A 17,260-nucleotide genomic window follows, 5' to 3' on the forward strand; every position below is an offset into this window, starting at 1 on the left:
ATGGACGCAAAGATTTTAGCCTTGACGGTACCGTCTTCAGCCAGCCCCCTTTCGATCATATTGCGGCTGCCCCATAGCTACGCTTTTCTTTATGACGCGCAGGTAAACGCATGTGCCCGGCAGGTTGTTCTTACACTCCTGCCGGGCACAAATTTGCAACATGGCTTCAATTGCCAATTTTATTTCCCGCAAGGCATCGGGACAAACCAATCGTTCAATGCCTTTACTTCCAAATGCTCTCCGCCACTTCAACAACAAGGCCAATCTTTTTCCACTGCTCTTCTTCGGTCAGCGTATTTCCTTCTTCAGTGGACGAAAATCCGCACTGCGGGCTGAGGCAAAGTTGTTCAAGGGGAACAACCTTTGCGGCTTCAGCAATTCTCGCCTTGATGGCTTCCCTGTCTTCCAAAACGCCTGTTTTTGTCGATACCAGGCCAAGCACCACTTGCTGATCACGCATATGCTTGAGCGGGCTAAAATCGCCAGCGCGTTCGGAGTCATATTCAAGAAAGAAGCCGTTCAGTTTAGCCTTGCCAAACAGTTCCTGCGCCACAGGCTCATAGCCGCCGCTGGAAAACCATGTGGAGCGAAAATTTCCCCGGCAGATGTGCATAGTCACTGCCATATCGGCGGGTCTGTCTGCAATGGCGGCGTTCACAAGGTTCACATATTTTTCTGCTAAAGCTGCCGGATCGATGCCTCTGCCCGCCAATGCGGCTCGCTGTTCGGCAGAGCACAGTGCTCCCCAGCTGGTGTCGTCCAGCTGAAGATAGCGGCATCCGGCTTCATAAAAAGCTTTCAGGGCGCCTCTGTAGGTGTTTGCTATATCGTCAAGCAACGCGGTTTCGGACTGATAAAAACCGGGCAGCGCAAACTGTTCATTCCTGATAGCCAGCACAAAATGTAGCATGGCAGGCGAAGGAATGGTCATTTTAGCCGTATGCTCCCCGGCGCAGCCTTTTAGAAAGGCGAAGTCCCGTAACATCGGGTGGTCAAAAAAACTTACGGGGCCAGCCAGTTCCACACTTTCTGCCTTGGTATGCACACCGTGGAAAACAAAACCCTTATTGGTTACGGTTTTTTGAATCCCCTGAAGTCCGGCGAAAAAGTCCAGATGCCACCAGCTCCGTCGAAACTCACCGTCTGTGACAGCTTGAAGCCCGCACTGTTTCTGCTTTTCCACCAGTTGCATGATGGCTTCATCTTCCACAATGCGCAGAGCTTCGGGCGTAATTTCTTTGTCTTGCAGTTGCTTGCGGGCCGTTTTCACAGATTCCGGGCGCAGAAAGCTGCCTACATGATCGGCCCGAAAAGGAGGTTTGCCCAAAGAACGCGTAATGGAATTTTCAGTAGTCATTTTTAATCCTTTATATGCTTGCACCTATGTGACGGCGCACAGTTTTGCGGACCAATCCGCCTTCATTTACAAAGCGTAATCTGCCAAACGGGCAACATGCGAAAATACGGGTACAGTCTGACAGGCGGCCACAGATCAAGAATTCTCCGCAGGCGCACGCTCAAAACCAGCCTTCGCTGGATGCGCCAAAGGATTTTTAGGTCGTTTGCGACCGCCGTGAAGGATTGTCTGACACGAAAAGCGTTACGGTAAGATTCGGGAACCAGCTGCGACTCTTACAGAGTCTGCCAATTGATGTGAACCTCAAAAAAGAGGTTTTCATAGGATGCTCCTTTCAATAAGTGTTGAAAGGACAGTCCATTTCACGTGAAGCCAGAACGGATGGAAAACACCCGTCAGGCCGGACAATTGCCTGTACGCGAGACAGTACTGCCGAGCTGCGCCATTCGCAGCGATTGTGACAAGTCGTCTCCTGGCTTCCGGCCCGTGGCAGCCTGGTCTTCCCATTTGCAGATACAAACAGTGGCCAGGTTCAGGTAATTCCGGTTACAGTGGCGCGCCCGCGGCAGATTTTCACTGCCTTCCGTTTCTTATCACAATATCAAAATAAATTGATATATAACATAGTTCGCCTCGTCAACCGACGATTTGCCGCAAACTACGAAATGTAAATCCTGCTCCATCCACGAGAATGGCAACCGCTCCCTTGCAGCAACGCCACAATTTGCCAAGGGTTTCCGTTGTTAAATTCTGCTATCCACGCATCAATGAAAGATATTCGGTGCCATTTAAAAAACTGTGAAGAGCTGCTGGAGCAGATCGTTGGCTTGTCTCTGTGCACAGCATGCAGGGGGGATGCGCGACGGCAGACCGCATCATCCAGAGATGGCGATGTTGCCGCCCTTAATGACTCATCTTCAGTGGGTAGGATAAAATACTATTGAAAAACAAAAAAAGGGTTACCTGATTACAGGTAACCCCTTAAAAAATGGTGGAGAAGAAGGGATTTGAACCCTCGACCCCCGCCTTGCGAAGGCGATGCTCTCCCAGCTGAGCTACTTCCCCACGAATTGAAAATATCGCAGGAAGAAACCAATAGGCAATACACGTCCTGCTGTCAAGTGCTTTGCATCTGCGCAGCTTTGCCTTTCTGCCAAGAAAAACCTGTCATATCCAATACACAAGGCCAATCTGCACTACGGCCTTACGCCCCAAGCTATACCTCGGCAGCAATGCTGCCCGTCAACTCACAAATGCGCCGCACGCGGTGCGTATACTCATGAGCCTCACGCAGGTGCTCACGCCAGGCCATGCGCAAATCTTTTGCATAGGCAGGCCGCAAGTACACGACGTCCCAGCGCGGCCAGAAATCTTCGGGAGCATTAAGCCGCACAGCGTCTGCCAGATCTTCCGGAAACAAATCCAGACCCGGTGTGGAGTCACTCAGCAGCAATCCGCCAGCAGCCCAAACGTCAAAATGACGTTGACTCAGGCTGTGCGGCAGAAGCAGGCTCGTCACGTTGACCACCGCCGCTTGGGCATAGAGCCCGGGCAAGGCCGAATAATAGTCCACAGGAGGCTGAATGCCCGCACCGGGCAAAAGCTCACGCCAGCCAGCGTCCCCCACAATGCGCAGTGGCAGACGCCTCAAGTCCGCTGTGGGGCTAGAAACAGGGCCATCAGTGGAGCCCGCTGCGCGGCTGATATTCGTCCCATCGTACGCAACCGCCCTTCCCTCAATAATAGTTCGTAACCAGCGGACGCGATTGGCGCGGGCGCATACCTCGGCACCCAACCCGGCGCTACGTACAGCCGGATCAGGCCAGCGGGCTCCGCCAAGCGTGCGTTGCCACCAAAAATAATTGGGGCCAAGAGCTGGCGCTTCCCCACGTTCCAGCAAAGCCAGCGCTTCAGCCAGCAGATCTTCTGGCACCCTGGCGGCTGCAAAAAAACGTTCCTTCTGAGGAAAGGCAGAACGGCCCACAAAAAGCGGTTCAGGCGCTGCCAAAAGATCAGGCGCTGCCTCCCGCCACATATGTGGCGCAACAGCCAGAGGCAGGTGATGCACGTGCCGCGCCCCGGCGGCCACAAGCTCCGGCACAAAGGAAGGGTCTGTGACAAATATATGGGCTTCACGCCACCACGGCAGCCGCAATGCCGACAATACATGCCAGGGATTGTCCACAAGCCAGAGGGCCACTGGTATATTCATGCCCTGGCAAAGATGAAAGATCCGCCCTTCCGCATCCAGTCCACGCAGATTTACAGACAATACAAGACGCGGTTTGCCCTGACGAAGGATGTCACGCCAGACAGCGTGCACGTCAACATGCGTCTGAAAGGCGTCCGGCAAAGCTGAAATCGCATGTAATCCGCAAGAATCCAAAGCCTGCAACAATTCCTGATGCAGCAGCTGCCCGTTATGCCCAGGCAAAAGCACTGAACCTCGTGATTCTCCCCTACCCTTTCGTGAAGCCAGGCAGGCAGGCATGCCAACGTTGGCAGCGTCCGGCGGGGCCGATGCCGCGCTGTTTTCTGACGAACCCTCTGCCGTCAGCTCTCCAGCGCCCAGCTGTGCCGCGTCCACATGCCCCAGAAGCGGCCCCCAGAACTCGGGGGCAAGCCGCATGCCTGGGCCATAAAAGAGACACTCGCATTGAGCAGCCAAAACCACGGCCTCATCCAGTGATACCTTTTTCCAATGGTCCGGCGGGCCCGCCCCACCTCTTTCATTCAGTGCGGGCAAGGATTGCAGGGTTGGTTCATGTTCCAGCCAATAAACAGTGCGCGCTCCCGCTGTGAGAGAGGTTCGCCACGGGCAGCCAGGGCCAAGGCCCAATACCAGCGCGTCTTCGCCTTCGCCCGCACGCCGCCAGGACTCCTGCCCTTCTGGCAGCGTCAGCTTTCGCCCGAAAAAATCAGGCAGGCTCAGGCGCTGAGGTCTGGATGCTTGATCTGCATTCAATATATTGCCCGACTACCCTTTACTATCGTGTTGCCGTCACGGTTACAGTGCCCGCCTTACAGCATGCAATGCTGGCATGCTGTACGAGTTGCCTGCGCAACGCGGCAGGGATCTTGCTGAAAACCACATCATCTTCAAAAAATACCGGTTTTGAAACGGCAGAGCGCTCAATGTGCAGCTATTTCAGGCCGTGCCGTCAAATGAATATCCCTGTTTTATCAAGAAGAACTAATAGCTTATGCGGGCAGTGCCTTCGTTTAATACTCTACCGGAACAAAAGAAAAAGTTCGGCGCAAAAACATCTAAGGAAGCACTGATTAAAGATCCTCCTGGAAACGCGCAGTTATTTCGTTTGGCAAGGCGCGATCTTTTTTTGGAGCAGGAGTAGACACTTCCTTCCTCGACTGTTTCAAAAAAAGCGAAGCAACGCCGCCAAACGGAATAAATCAGCGTTTCCTTAAAATGACGCTCGGCCTGCACGGCCCAAACTGCCCAAGCTTTCCTGACGTGCAGCATAGCCAATGCACGCCACTGCGGGCAAGTATGGCACACGAAAAAACCCCGCCACAGAAAACGTGGCGGGGTCAATAGTAAAGGAGTGCCTTGGGGATTTCTACGGCTGTTTACTGAATCACGCCGCAGGCTATCCGAGCGCCGCCGCCGCCCAGAGGGGCGGGTTGGTCGGAATAGTTGTCTCCGCCCGCATGAATAATGACCGCGCGGCCCTTGAGGTCCTTAACGGCCAGATTGGGCGCGTTCAGCTCACCCTTGACTTCGCCCTTGGCATCGGCAGTGATGGCGGGCAGGTCGCCCTTGTGGCCATGCTTGACCGGGCCTTCATGCTTGCCAGTTTTATCGGGGTCAAAATGACCACCTGCCGACAGGCCAGCCACTTTCTTTCCATCTTTTTCAGCAGGAGCGCATGAGGGGTTTTCATGCACGTGCATGCCGTGCTGGCCTTCGCTGATGCCCATAACGTCCATCAGAATATCCAGGCCACCCTTGCCGTCATCAGTAAACGTGATGAAGCCTATGGCTTCGCCCACACCGTCGTCAGTGATCTTATTAACAGGAACCTTGACGCTCTCCGCCTGCGCGGCGCCCGCTCCGATCCAGAGGGCGCAGCACACAAAACACAAGGACAGCAGAATTTTTTTCATATGAAGTCTCCTTTGTTTATGGCATGCAGCAAGACAACTCACCGACACCTGTGAAACCTTACTAATAAGCTAGCGCATCCACACAGTCTGGTCAACGCGTCATTTTTTTTCGCGGACTCTTGCCCCCATACGCCACTTGGCGAAGCGAATAAAAAAGAGTATGGTTACGTGTTGGTATATATTATGAAGGAATATCGAGACCATTACTTCCTCAAGGCCAAGCGCGAGAATTATCCCGCGCGTTCGGTCTACAAGCTTAAGGAACTGGACGCCAAGTTCCGCCTGTTGCGGCCCGGCCAAAAGATTCTGGACCTGGGGGCAGCCCCCGGCTCATGGTCATTGGGCGCGGCGGAAAAGGTGGGTTCCAAGGGTTTGGTTCTAGCCTGTGACATTCAAAGCACGGAGACGACCTTCCCCCCCCAGGTCACCTTCATGCAAGAGGACGTGTTTGACCGCTCTTCGGCCTTTGAGGCCAAGCTGGAAGAACTCGGCCCCTTTGACCTTGTCATAAGCGACATGGCCCCACGCACAACAGGTACCCGCTTCACCGATCAGGCCCGCTCACTGGATCTGGCCGTGGAAGCGCTGTCTGTTGCCTGCCTGCATTTGAAGCAGGGCGGGAGCTTTGTGGTGAAACTTTTCATGGGCCCGGACGTTCAGGAATTGCTGGCGCCTATGCGCAAAGCGTTTACAACGGTCAAGTCCTTCAAACCCAAGAGTTCGCGTCCTGAAAGCAAGGAAACATTTTTTGTGGGCCTTGGCTTTCGCGACAAGCCGAACCAGACTGACCCAGTGGATGCGCCGCCGGGCCGGTAAAACAATTATTCCTAAAGGTTTCGGAGGTTTTATGTCTGGTCACAGCAAATGGGCCAATATTCAGCACCGCAAAGGGCGTCAGGATGCCAAGCGCGGTAAAATATTCACCAAGGCTGCCAAGGAAATCATCATCGCCGCTAAAACCGGCGGCGACCCTGACAGTAACTCCCGCTTGCGCGCGGCCATAGCCGCAGCCAAAGCGGTGAACCTGCCCAAGGACAAAATTGAGGGCGCCATCCGCAAGGGCACCGGCGAAGACGCTGGCGGCGATCTCACCGAAACCTTCTACGAAGGCTACGGCCCGGGCGGCATTGCCGTCATGGTTGAAGTGGCCACCGACAACAAGAACCGCACTGTGGCTGAAGTACGCCACCTTTTTTCCAAGCATGGCGGCTCAATGGGTGAAAACGGCAGCGTAGGCTGGATGTTTGACCGCAAGGGCGTCATCAGCATCGAAAAAAGCGCCTATCCTGAAGACAAGATTATGGAAGCGGCTCTGGAAGCCGGCGCTGACGATGTGATTGACGATGAGGACCAATGGACCATTCACACGGCCATGACAGATTTTACTGCCGTGCGTGACGCTCTGGAAGCAGCCGGCCTTGCCATGCAGTCTGCCGAGCTTGCCATGGTGCCGCAAAATCTGGTGGCTGTTGACGCCGACATGGGCCAGAAAGTATTGCGCCTTATGGACGCGCTGGACGACAACGATGACGTCCAGAACGTTTACGCCAACGTGGATTTCCCTGACGACATGCCCACCGACTAAAGCTTTTCACGCCTGAAAGGGGTGTAAGGATTTGTTCTCAAGTCCTTGCACCCCAGGCGAATACGAATTTTCCCGTCGTTACGCGGCTCTTTCAGGCTGCAACGCCATCCGGGTTGAAAAGTCAAACTTGTTCCTCCGCTCCGCCTGGGTTAGACTATAGTCCCCCGGCGCCCCCGGGAGGGGAAAATAAAAAATTTATTGCAAAGCACCCGAACGTTTCCGGACGTCGCAAACAGCCCCGGCAACCATTTTGAAGGCAGGCGTTACATGCAGGCATGGGACTTGGAATTTCGCGAGCTCAGCGTGGGCTATGGAAGTCATGTGGTCCTTCGTGACATCAATGCGACACTGCCCGGCGGCAAGGTTTCGGTTATTCTGGGTGGTTCCGGCTGCGGCAAGTCAACACTGCTGCGCCACATCATCGGTCTTTCGCGACCACTTTCCGGCCAGGTGCAGGTTGGCGGGCGCGACCTCTTTGCCCTCGGCAAAACCGACTTTCGCCGTATCCGCCGCCACATGGGCGTGCTTTTTCAAGACGGCGCCCTGCTCGGTGCCCTGTCTTTGGTGCAAAACGTCACTCTGCCCCTGAGCGAGCACCTGCACCTGCCTCCCGCCACCATTCGCGAAGCGGGCCTGCGGGTTCTGCGCATGGTCGGGCTTGAAGATTTTGCCGATTTTTATCCCAACCAGCTCTCCGGCGGCATGCGCAAGCGCGCCGGGCTTGCGCGGGCCATCGTTGCAGAACCGCGTGTGCTCCTGTGCGACGAGCCAACCTCTGGCCTTGACCCCATAACCGCGGCCCGTATGGATGACCTGCTGCTGGCCATGCGCCAGCAATACGCCGACATGAGCGTGGTTGTAGTAAGCCACGACCTGGCAAGCCTGAGGGCCATTGCCGACCATGTGCTGGTGCTGGCAGATGGCGAGGCGCTGTTTTCTGGCACGCTGGCCGAACTTGAAGCCAGTGAAAATCCCTATTTACGCCAGTTTTTACAGCGTGAGGCCGGGGACGAACGCCGCGACCTGCACCAGCCCATTGACCCGGCAGTGAGCAAAGCCCTTGATACGTGGCTGGCTTCATAACAGCCTAATTCATGTTGCAGGCTGTGTTTTTACTCAGGAGCGCGCAGGCTCATTGGAACAAACAGATTTCGCCGTCAGGCAAAAGGCCCGCATCTCCAGGGCAAGAAGCCCTTTGAGTCCTGCCGCCACAGTTTTCAAGAGGCTGGCGCTGCCGCGCCTGAACAGCCTAACCTAGTTCCGCAAGGGGCTTGAAACTTTACGACTGCCTCCATATAGTATCGAAGAAAGACTGTAGCTCCGGCTACGGGGGAGTGATGCAAACCTAATGAGTACTGTACGCGAAACCGCTGTGGGCCTTTTTGTGTTGATTGGCCTGCTCTGCGTTGCCTACCTGACCATCAAGCTCGGCAAGATGGAAGTTTTTTCTGGCACGGGCTACGAGCTCAATGCCAACTTTGACTCTGTCTCAGGCCTGCGGGTCGGCGCTGATGTGGAAATGTCCGGGGTACCCATTGGCAAGGTCACAGGCATCAGCCTGGACTCGGACCCCATGCGCAATCAGGCTGTGGTGCGGCTGCGTCTGAACAAGAACATGCACCTTTCCGACGACAGCATTGCCTCGGTTCGCACCAGCGGGCTCATTGGCGACAAGTTCATCAGCATTTCCCGTGGCGGATCTGATCACATACTTGCCCCCGGCGACACAATTACGGAAACAGAATCCTCCGTTGACCTGGGCACTCTTATCAGCAAATACGCTTTTGGAGGAGTGAAATAAATGTTCACCCATGCATTTTCACGCCGTATCACCCTCACCTTGTGCGGCCTCCTGTTGGCTTTTATTCTTCTGCCTGCCGCAGCGCAGGCCAATTCTCCTGCCAAGCAGGCTCTGGAAACAGCCACTGACCGGATTTTGAGTTTCATAAAAAATCCTGACTATGTGAACCCTGCCACGCGCGGGCCAATACGCCAGCAGATCGAAGACGAAGTGCTGCACATCTTTGACTTCGGCGAATTTTCTTCACGTACCGTGGGGCCGCGCTGGCGCACATTCACTCCAGCGCAGAAAAAAGCGTTCAGTGATGCTTTCGCCGACCTGCTTATCAATACCTACGTCAACAAAATTGACGGGTATAACGGCGAGCAGGTGATCTATACTGGCGAAGTGGCTTCGGCCAAGGGCGACCGTGTCGAAGTTCGCAGCGTCATCACTATGAAGGATGGCAAAAAAGTGCCCGTAGCCTATCGCATGCTGCCCAAAAACGGCAAATGGCTGGTTTACGACGTGCTTATTGAAAATATCAGCTTGGTCAAAAACTACCGCACCCAATTTCAGGATATTCTGAACACGGATTCGCCGGAAAACCTCATTGCCCGAATCAAGTCCAAGGCAATGGAAGTGCGGCAGGAACATGGCAAATAAACACTTACCACGTCAGGCCCGGGCTTTTGCCCTGAGCCTTCTGCTGTTGGCTGGCGTCATTTGTCTGGACAGCAGCAAATCTTTGGCGGCGCAGGGCGTCAGGCAGTCTCCGGCACCTTCTACGGTTTACGGGGGCGCGCCCATGCTGCCCCCCGGAGCAGTTACCGTAACGCCTTACGGTTCTCTGCGCGAAGCGGACGAACTGGATGACTACGACACCGCAGACTTCGGCAGTATCGCCGACCCCTTTGAACCCTGGAACCGCTTTTGGTTCCACTTCAATGACATTTTTTACCTCTATGTAGCCAGGCCAGCCTACGATGCATGGGTATTCATCACCCCGCACCAGATCCGCGGCGGTTTGAAAAATTTCTTTTCAAACCTGCTCTTTCCCGTGCGTTTTGTGAATAACATCCTTCAGTTCCGCTTTATGGAAGCTGGTGTGGAGTTTGGCCGTTTTGTCATAAACACCACCTCCAGTCTTGGCCTCGCCGACGTGGCCAAGGGCAAAAAAGCCATTGTGCCCATTGATCCTACGGGCGAAGACTTCGGCCAGACTCTTGGGCGCTGGGGCATAGGCCAGGGATTTTACCTGGTGTGGCCTATCATTGGTCCCAGTTCTGCGCGCGACACTGTCGGCCGCGTGGGCGACCTCTTTGCCGACCCGCTCTTTTACCTGCAGCCCTGGGAACTTGGTGCCGGGGTCAGCGGAGGCCTTCGCTTTAACGCCCTTGGCGATGTGCTGCCCCTCTATGAAGACCTGAACAGCGTGGCTCTTGATCCTTATCTTGCCATGCGCGAAGCCTATGTGAACTTTCGTAGATCGCAGGTCATGCACTGATTTTTCAGTTTGTGAACTGCCCCTGTGAATGTAAAAGGCCGCCTCGCAACGAGGCGGCCTTTTACATTCACCTGCAGTCTGTCGCCCGCTTGTCTAAACTTTTTCTTGCCGCAGCCGTTATTATTAATAGCGGGCTCTCGCTGCCATTCAACGGCTGCACGCTCATGTTCCTGCCGGTCATCCGGAAAAACAGGAGGAAAAAACTGCCTTAAAAAGTTGCACGCATCTTGCAAAAAGAGAATGTGCCCGGCATATATGCCCATTCAGCCGGACATAAAAATATTTGATGAGAGGCGCCTATGGCCACCAGTATATCCGGCTCCAACGCCATTTCCGGCTTGAGCGGCATGGACACCAACTTTGATGAGGTGCTTGCCAAGCTCAAGAAGGTTGAATCCACACAGCTCAACCGTTTGACTGCCTGGAAGTCTGACTGGAATCTGCGCTATGAGGCGTTCGGTTCCATTATCGAGCAGGTGCAGGTCGCCAGCAACGTGCTCTCAACTCTGGGTAACAGAAACAGCTTCGTCACCAAAAACGTTGCCAGCAGCAATGATAATGTTCTGACGGCTGTTGCCAATGCTTCTGCCCAGGACGTGCAGCACACCATCAATGTGCTGCAAATGGCAAATAACTCTGTATGGGCCAACACGGGGCATGTGTTCAGCTCAAAAACTGAAGTTATCAACGATTCCGGCGTGGATCAAAATTTCACCTTCACCTATGCCGGAACCACCAAGAGCATCAAAATACCGCCCAAGACCACACTGGAATCCTTTGCCAGCATGGTCAACAATTCTACGGAAAATCCTGGCATCAAGGTCAGCCTTGTGCAGACGGGAACGGGCTACGTGTTCCAGGTCGCTGGCAAGAGCACCGGGGCGGAAAACGACCTCGTCGTTCACAGCAGCGGCCTTGTGGGCATGAGTTCGGCTGGAAGCACGTCGGTATGGAAGACCAACAATGCTCTGGACCTCAGCGCCACACTTTCTGATCCTAAAAAATACGCTTTTGACCTGTTCATGGAAGACGGCTCCCAATTTACCGTTTCCATCACGGGCGACAAGACCAACCAGAACCTTGCAGATCAGATCAACACGCAGACAGGCCGCAATGTGGCCAGTCTCGACAGCAGCGGCAACCTGACGCTCTCGGGCGTGTCCGCCATGTACCAGCGGGATACCAGCACAACCCCAAAATCCGTTGCCGCCAGCACCAAGGTTACCGTTGGATCCGATCCTACGAATACGAAGCTGCAATCTGACCTGACCATGACCCTGAATTACGATGACGGCATCACAACAGGCACACGGCAGCTCACGATCAAGGCCGGAACAAACCTCAGAGACGCCCTCATCCAGATGGCTCAGGGCACGGGCATGAAGACGGCGGACCTGAGCATGGACAGTTCGGGCAGGTGGTCTGTCAACCTGAACAATATTACCGGCATCACCTTTGATGCAGGCGCAAATCCGGCTGACACAGCCCTGTTCACCAGCAGCACCACCGCCAGCACTATGGGTACCCGCGTAGACGATACCCTGTCTTCCGCCATCACCAGCATAAATTTCAAGGGCAGCATGCTTTCAAGCAAGCTGGGCGGCAGCAGCGCGGACGGCACCAAAAATTTTACCTACACAATTGTTGACAAAAGCGGCAGCACCCAGACCATAACTCTGGCCAACGACGCAACGTATCAGGACCTTGCAAACGAAATACAGACCAAAACTGGCGTTGCTCCAACAAGTAGCGGCAGCGACCTGTCATTTTCCCTTGGCGATACGCTTCAGTTTTACGTGAGCCAGGGTACGGGCGGCGGCATGGATGGCTTGACCACCAGCACCGCTACCACAACTTCGGCCACAGGTCTGACGCCGGGCGACCCACTGGATGCCACGCAACCTGACCTCAATTACACGGTCACTCTTAACGACGGCACCCAGATAACCGTGCCCCCCATCGCCAGTGGTTCCACCATGCAGCAGGTGGTCAACAGCATCCAGCAAACTCTGGCGACCAACTCCGCCGCTCAGGCAGCCGGAGCAACGGCCAAGCTCGTAAAGGCTGACGGCACAGACTGGACCAGCGCAGCCGACGGTGATCCCTTTCTTTCCATCACCAATGCCCAAAGCGTCAGCGGTCCGGGCATCAAGGGACAGGTAGCCTCATCTTCAAACTGGAATATCCAGCGGTCCACCAATGCCCGCTTTACTGTAGATAACTGGCCCATTGAAATGGAGTCGGCCTCCAACAGCGTCAGCGATGTCATTGATGGCGTGGTGTTTACCATTCAGGACAAGGGACAGGCACGCATCAGCGTCAGCACCGATATCACTTCGGTGGAAAAATCCATCCAGACCTTTCTGGACGCTGTAAACTCTGTACTTCTTACCGTACGCGAATTCACCAAGTTTGACGAAGACAAGGCAACAACGACCAACGACCCTGATCATGCCGATAACTCCAACTACAGCCCGTCACAGCTCACTGCGGAAAAGGGCGGTCTGCTTCAGGGCAACTATGGCGTGCAGCTTTTCAAGTCGCGGTTCAACAGCCTGCTCGGCAGTTCGCCTCCTGGTTTTAAAAGCCGCTCCAGCGCAGACGATCTGCTCTCTGGCGATGTGCTGGCGAACCTGGCCAACCTGGGCATCAAGGTCAATAACAATGAGGCCAGCGACAAATTCGGTCTGCTGGAAATAGCGCCCTCATCCAGTATTGCCGCTCTGCAGCAAATGGATCAGGAAAACTATACCAACATGATCACCAACAACCTGGAAGCCGTTGTGGATTTTTTCTGCACCGACGGCACAGGTACCAGTACATCTTCGTCTTTTCGTTACGGCAGCCACGTTGCTGGCATCACCAAGGCCGGAACATACGATGTAAGCTACACGGTTGACGCCAGCGGCAACATTGAAAAAGTTATGGTGGGCGGCGTCGAGGCCAAGCGAGACTTGGGGCAGGCCGGTTATTACTACAGCGTGGGTTCCGGCGACGGTCGGGGTTTGGCGATCCTTATTGATGACCTGAGTCAGGGCGAACATACGGGTCAGGTGCGCATCAAGGAAGGACTGACACAGACCGTCAACAGCTTTTTGAAAAAAGAGCTGGTATTCAATGACGTCAACCTGTCCGGAACAGACCCCAGTAAAAATGCCGACGCCATTGCCCTTAAATCACAGAACGGCGCTCTTATGGTCTTGCGCAATAACTACAAGACCATCATGGACAACATCGACAAAAAAATCACTCTGGAGCAGAATCGACTGTCCCTTTGGGAAAAAAGGCAAAAAACATCTTTTGCCAACCTGGAAACATTGCTGAAGAAATACAACACCCAGCAAACCCAGTTGGAATCGCAGATAGCCAAGTTGAATAGCAGCAGCAAGAGCTCATAACAGGCTCACACAAGGATACGGATATGAACAAAGCGGCGAACGCTTATTTTCAGACCAAGGTTGGCACCACGGATCAGGGGCAGCTTTTGCTCATGCTCTACGATGGCGCCCTTAAGTATATCCAGCAGGCACGCACCAAAATGCTTGCCAAGGATTTTGCCGGTAAGGGCATCATGATTTCAAAGGTTATTGACATAGTTAACGAACTTGCCGCATCTCTTAATATGGACAAAGGCGGCAGCTTGGCGGTTAACCTCAATAATCTCTACCTGCTCTGCACCGCCCGTTTGTTGCGCGCCAACCTCAAGATGGACGTGGAGTCTCTCGACAGTGTGGAAACCATACTGTCCGGCCTGCGTGGAGCTTATGCCCAGATCATCGAAACCCCCGAGGCCCGAAAAGTTGCGGCAGACATTGCAACCCGCATGCAGCCTACGGGATCAGTGACCAAAACGGCGCAGCCCATCATGCAGCACCAGGGCACAGCAGTGCCCCGTGCCCATGCGCAGGCGGCCTACGGGCGTAACTCAATGATGCCACCACAGGCAATGGACGCCTCCGCTACTGCCACGGTTGCCGCAGCAGCCCCGCAGCCCAATCTGCCGGGCTATTCTCCGGCTCCTGCCCCGGTTCCGAGCCAGACGCCCATGCCAGCGGTGCCTGTAGCGCCCAGTGCCTCCCTCGCCACAGGCGCGGCTCCAGCGCAAACCGCCCCCCGTGCGCATGTTCAGGCCTTTGATCAGGCCATGAGCCAACCGCCAGCTGCACCCAAGGGATTTGCCCCAAACAGGTTGCCCGGAGCATACGGCAAAGTGCCCCCACGCGGTTAATACGCACTGGCTTTGAAAGATGTATTCGCAAATACTAAACAGAAAACTCGGCACGGCAGATTCAAGCATTTTAACTTTGTAAAAATTTAACTGCTCAAGAACTCCGTTCGAAATACTTACCGGGTAAGCGCAATATATGCGCGTATTGCAAAAAATGCATAACATCCCCGCTTCTGAACTTCAGAAGCGGGGATGTCCGTTTTTTTTATGCTCTCCAGCTGCTTTGTAGATGATTTTTTAATCCGGCATCATGCAACTATACGTTACCATACGTTAAATATATATTAAAAATAGTTCAAGAAGATACGCAGTCAACATCGTCAAAGGCTGTTTTCATCATGTCGGCTATCTGCACCAGCATAGTGCAAATCTAATTTTCCGGTAGCCCGCATGATTGCCTTTTTTCTGCCTGTACAATAATCGATGCCTGCCCAAAATTGTGAGCATGATCACAGATCACACTGGGGTTTTATGTTGTACACTGATCCTGCGCCCGCTACACTGCGCCTGCATTCTCAAGGCAGCCGTACGTATGCCCGGACAGATCCCCCAGCCGGGAAAACAGGAGGTTTTATGACAAACCGACAGCACGACGCCCACGTTGATTCCTTTGCGAACGAAGAGACTTCACAGCATGCCACAGTGGCTGATGCCCTGTGCACGGGGCTGTTGAGCGCACTTACCCCAAATGAAAGGGATGCCTTGTCCCGCCATGCGCGTCTGCAAACCTTTGCTCCCGGCGCGGCTCTCTTTCAGGAAGGAGACGAAAGCGCTGACGCCATGCTGGTGCTGTCCGGTCTGGTCAAGCTGTGCCGCCACAGCAGTCAGGGCAAGGAATGCGTATTGCACCTCGTGCATACCGGAAAATTTCTGGACGCTGGCGTGCTTTTTTATGAAGGTGGCCTCCCCATCTCGGCAGTGGCTCTGCAACCCACTACGGTGCTGAGCCTCAATCGCAGAGCTTTCTTGCATACGCTTGAAAACAACGCGCCGTTGGCCGTCAGCCTGTTGGGGGCCATGAGTCTGCGCCAGCGCCTGCTCATTACCAAAATCGCGGGGTCGCAAGGGCGCATATCCGTCGCCGGGCGTGTTGCCGCATGGCTTCTGCACCGCTCAAAAATGGAAAAAAGCGCTACGTTGCGGCTGGGCGTCACTCAGGAAATATTGGCCCGCCTTATGGGCATCAGCCGCGAAAGTCTGAGCCGCGAACTTTCAGCGCTTTCCTCGGCAGGCATCATTGACCACAAACGCCGCAGCATCACGCTTCTGGATCACGACGCGCTGGTGCAACGGGCCCAAGGATAACTCTGCGTAATTTTGAATATTTTCATCCAGCATATCCTAATCTGCGGCGCAATCAGGCCCCGCCGAAGCGCAATCTGTTTGTGCGGTAAAACGCCGCACGGCCATGACGCAAGCTTTGAGAATGCATATTCGCAAAACTGACATGCTCCAGAAGCTGATGGCTAGACTAAAAATCGTATCTCCCCAGGGCAGCATTGCAACTATTACCCAGTTAAATGAATAATGAGTTATGGCCTCACACAAAGCATATTCTATTTAAATTACAGGTACTAAAAAATGTTCAGCCCAATCAGAATACTATGCGATGCCGCCCGTAGAATCGGCGCAAGCAGCCTCATATACCGCCATGCGGCCAATCCTTTACAAAACAGGTTCAGGTAGAAAGCGTGCGAGCCTGCATCGTCTACTCATCCTGCACTGGCAATACCCGCAAAGTGGCGGAAGCTATGGCCGAAGCGTCTGGCCTGCCGTGTTATGCCTTGCGTCATGCCCCGGCCCCGCAAGATTATGATTTGCTGGCCGTGGGCTTTTGGGTGCGCAAGGGCCTGCCCGACGCACGGGCCCAGCGCTATATACAAAGCATTCAGGGCAAGAATATATTTTCTTTTGGCACACTTGGCGCGTGGCCCCAATCTGAACACGCCATGCGTTGCCAGCGTGCTGCCAGAGCCTTACTGGAAGAAGGTGGCAATACTGTACTGGATGAATTTTTGTGTCAGGGCAAGGTGAATCCACAGGTTGTGGCGGCCTCGCAACGCAAGGGAACCCACCCGATGACTGCTGCCCGGCAGGAGCGGCTGCAAGAAGCCGCCCGCCACCCTGATGAAAACGATTTACAGGCGGCCAGTCAGCGCTGGCTGAGTTGCCTGACAGCGGCCCGCGCCGCTTTTCAACAATAAGGAGCTACTCATGCGCAGAGCAAAGAGCGAATGTAACGAACCAGGCTTTTTTGACGAAGTGTTCACCGCTGCCGACGAGCTGTTTCTCGCCATGCATGACGGCGACTATCCCTATGTGCTGCCCCTGAACTTTGTCCGTCAGGGCCAAGCCATCTATCTTCACTGCGCCCTTGAGGGACACAAGCTGGACTGCATACGGCAGAATCCCCGCGTGGGCTTTACCCTCGTTGCGGATGTGACCATTCACCGCGAAAAATCCACCACCTATTTCAAGTCTCTTTGCGGCAAGGGCCAGGCCTGTATTGTTGAGGACGAAGCCGAAAAAGGCCGCGCCCTAGACGCCATTGCCCAGCGCTACGCAGCCCTGTGCCCACAGCCAACCCCAACGGCCAGCCTGCAGCGAACAGCCATTGTGCGCATAGACATAGAAGAGTTGGTGGGTAAGCGTAGACTGGCTTCTGGAACAGCCTAGAA

Annotated in this window: 14 protein-coding genes, 1 tRNA gene and 1 riboswitch; of the genes, 11 read left to right on the top strand and 4 right to left on the bottom strand. The window is 54.5% G+C overall.

Annotation, left to right across the window (positions count from 1 at the left end; genetic code table 11):
- Positions 1-223: 223 nt before the first annotated feature.
- From QM579_RS01110 to sodC, 4 genes are all read right to left on the bottom strand, one after another.
- Positions 224-1,357 carry a 5-methyltetrahydropteroyltriglutamate--homocysteine S-methyltransferase gene (locus QM579_RS01110; RefSeq protein ID WP_414997391.1) on the bottom strand — a complete coding sequence of 378 codons (1,134 nt, stop codon included), beginning with the start codon at positions 1,355-1,357 and terminating at the stop codon, positions 224-226.
- A gap of 445 nt (positions 1,358-1,802) precedes the next feature.
- A riboswitch (cobalamin riboswitch) is annotated at positions 1,803-1,987 on the bottom strand.
- 359 nt (positions 1,988-2,346) lie between these two features.
- Positions 2,347-2,422: transfer RNA gene (locus QM579_RS01115), tRNA-Ala, on the bottom strand.
- 151 nt (positions 2,423-2,573) lie between these two features.
- The gene (locus tag QM579_RS01120; RefSeq protein ID WP_414997392.1) at positions 2,574-4,322 is read right to left on the bottom strand and encodes a DUF3880 domain-containing protein; all 1,749 of its coding nucleotides are present in this window, start codon (positions 4,320-4,322) and stop codon (positions 2,574-2,576) included.
- A gap of 623 nt (positions 4,323-4,945) precedes the next feature.
- Entirely contained in the window at positions 4,946-5,482 is a 537-nt protein-coding gene (gene sodC, locus QM579_RS01125; protein ID WP_414997393.1) for a superoxide dismutase [Cu-Zn] SodC, read from the bottom strand.
- A gap of 183 nt (positions 5,483-5,665) precedes the next feature.
- Between sodC and QM579_RS01130 the strand changes: the two genes are divergently transcribed.
- The 11 genes from QM579_RS01130 to QM579_RS01180 all read left to right on the top strand — a co-directional run bounded on the left by QM579_RS01130 (position 5,666) and on the right by QM579_RS01180 (position 17,258).
- Entirely contained in the window at positions 5,666-6,298 is a 633-nt protein-coding gene (locus tag QM579_RS01130) for an RlmE family RNA methyltransferase (RefSeq protein ID WP_414997394.1), read from the top strand.
- Between the two features lie 31 nt (positions 6,299-6,329).
- Positions 6,330-7,067, top strand: a complete 738-nt coding sequence (locus QM579_RS01135; protein ID WP_414997395.1) for a YebC/PmpR family DNA-binding transcriptional regulator — start codon at positions 6,330-6,332, stop codon at positions 7,065-7,067.
- 267 nt (positions 7,068-7,334) lie between these two features.
- Positions 7,335-8,150, top strand: a complete 816-nt coding sequence (locus tag QM579_RS01140) for an ABC transporter ATP-binding protein (protein ID WP_414997396.1) — start codon at positions 7,335-7,337, stop codon at positions 8,148-8,150.
- Positions 8,151-8,415: 265 nt separating this feature from the next.
- Positions 8,416-8,868, top strand: coding sequence for an outer membrane lipid asymmetry maintenance protein MlaD (gene mlaD, locus QM579_RS01145; protein ID WP_414997397.1), 453 nt, complete (start codon positions 8,416-8,418; stop codon positions 8,866-8,868).
- Positions 8,869-9,513 (top strand): phospholipid-binding protein MlaC, encoded by a 645-nt coding sequence (locus QM579_RS01150; protein ID WP_183718513.1) that lies wholly within the window; start codon positions 8,869-8,871, stop codon positions 9,511-9,513. It begins immediately after the preceding gene.
- Positions 9,503-10,354: a VacJ family lipoprotein gene (locus tag QM579_RS01155; protein WP_414997398.1), complete on the top strand. Its 852-nt coding sequence runs from the start codon at positions 9,503-9,505 to the stop codon at positions 10,352-10,354. Before QM579_RS01150 ends, QM579_RS01155 begins: the two co-directional genes overlap by 11 nt.
- Positions 10,355-10,653: 299 nt before the next feature.
- On the top strand, positions 10,654-13,752 hold the full coding sequence (gene fliD / locus QM579_RS01160) for a flagellar filament capping protein FliD (protein ID WP_414997399.1): 3,099 nt from the start codon (positions 10,654-10,656) through the stop codon (positions 13,750-13,752).
- 23 nt (positions 13,753-13,775) lie between these two features.
- Positions 13,776-14,582 (top strand): flagellar export chaperone FliS, encoded by an 807-nt coding sequence (gene fliS, locus QM579_RS01165; RefSeq protein WP_414997400.1) that lies wholly within the window; start codon positions 13,776-13,778, stop codon positions 14,580-14,582.
- 573 nt (positions 14,583-15,155) lie between these two features.
- Positions 15,156-15,887 (top strand): Crp/Fnr family transcriptional regulator, encoded by a 732-nt coding sequence (locus QM579_RS01170; RefSeq protein WP_414997401.1) that lies wholly within the window; start codon positions 15,156-15,158, stop codon positions 15,885-15,887.
- Between the two features lie 386 nt (positions 15,888-16,273).
- The gene (locus tag QM579_RS01175; RefSeq protein ID WP_414997402.1) at positions 16,274-16,786 is read left to right on the top strand and encodes a flavodoxin family protein; all 513 of its coding nucleotides are present in this window, start codon (positions 16,274-16,276) and stop codon (positions 16,784-16,786) included.
- Positions 16,787-16,796: 10 nt separating this feature from the next.
- Complete coding sequence (locus QM579_RS01180) at positions 16,797-17,258, top strand: pyridoxamine 5'-phosphate oxidase family protein (protein ID WP_414997403.1); 462 nt, start codon at positions 16,797-16,799, stop codon at positions 17,256-17,258.
- The last annotated feature ends 2 nt before the right edge of the window (positions 17,259-17,260 follow it).

Source organism: Desulfovibrio sp. (assembly GCF_047607245.1).
Classification (GTDB): Bacteria; Desulfobacterota; Desulfovibrionia; order Desulfovibrionales; family Desulfovibrionaceae; genus Desulfovibrio.

Coding starts and splice junctions, on each gene's coding strand:
- QM579_RS01170 (WP_414997401.1), top strand. CDS start 15,156: ATGACAAACCGACAGCACGACGCCCACGTTGATTCCTTTGCGAACGAA.
- QM579_RS01150 (WP_183718513.1), top strand. CDS start 8,869: ATGTTCACCCATGCATTTTCACGCCGTATCACCCTCACCTTGTGCGGC.
- mlaD (WP_414997397.1), top strand. CDS start 8,416: ATGAGTACTGTACGCGAAACCGCTGTGGGCCTTTTTGTGTTGATTGGC.
- fliS (WP_414997400.1), top strand. CDS start 13,776: ATGAACAAAGCGGCGAACGCTTATTTTCAGACCAAGGTTGGCACCACG.
- QM579_RS01155 (WP_414997398.1), top strand. CDS start 9,503: ATGGCAAATAAACACTTACCACGTCAGGCCCGGGCTTTTGCCCTGAGC.
- fliD (WP_414997399.1), top strand. CDS start 10,654: ATGGCCACCAGTATATCCGGCTCCAACGCCATTTCCGGCTTGAGCGGC.
- QM579_RS01110 (WP_414997391.1), bottom strand. CDS start 1,357: ATGACTACTGAAAATTCCATTACGCGTTCTTTGGGCAAACCTCCTTTT.
- sodC (WP_414997393.1), bottom strand. CDS start 5,482: ATGAAAAAAATTCTGCTGTCCTTGTGTTTTGTGTGCTGCGCCCTCTGG.
- QM579_RS01180 (WP_414997403.1), top strand. CDS start 16,797: ATGCGCAGAGCAAAGAGCGAATGTAACGAACCAGGCTTTTTTGACGAA.
- QM579_RS01140 (WP_414997396.1), top strand. CDS start 7,335: ATGCAGGCATGGGACTTGGAATTTCGCGAGCTCAGCGTGGGCTATGGA.
- QM579_RS01130 (WP_414997394.1), top strand. CDS start 5,666: ATGAAGGAATATCGAGACCATTACTTCCTCAAGGCCAAGCGCGAGAAT.
- QM579_RS01135 (WP_414997395.1), top strand. CDS start 6,330: ATGTCTGGTCACAGCAAATGGGCCAATATTCAGCACCGCAAAGGGCGT.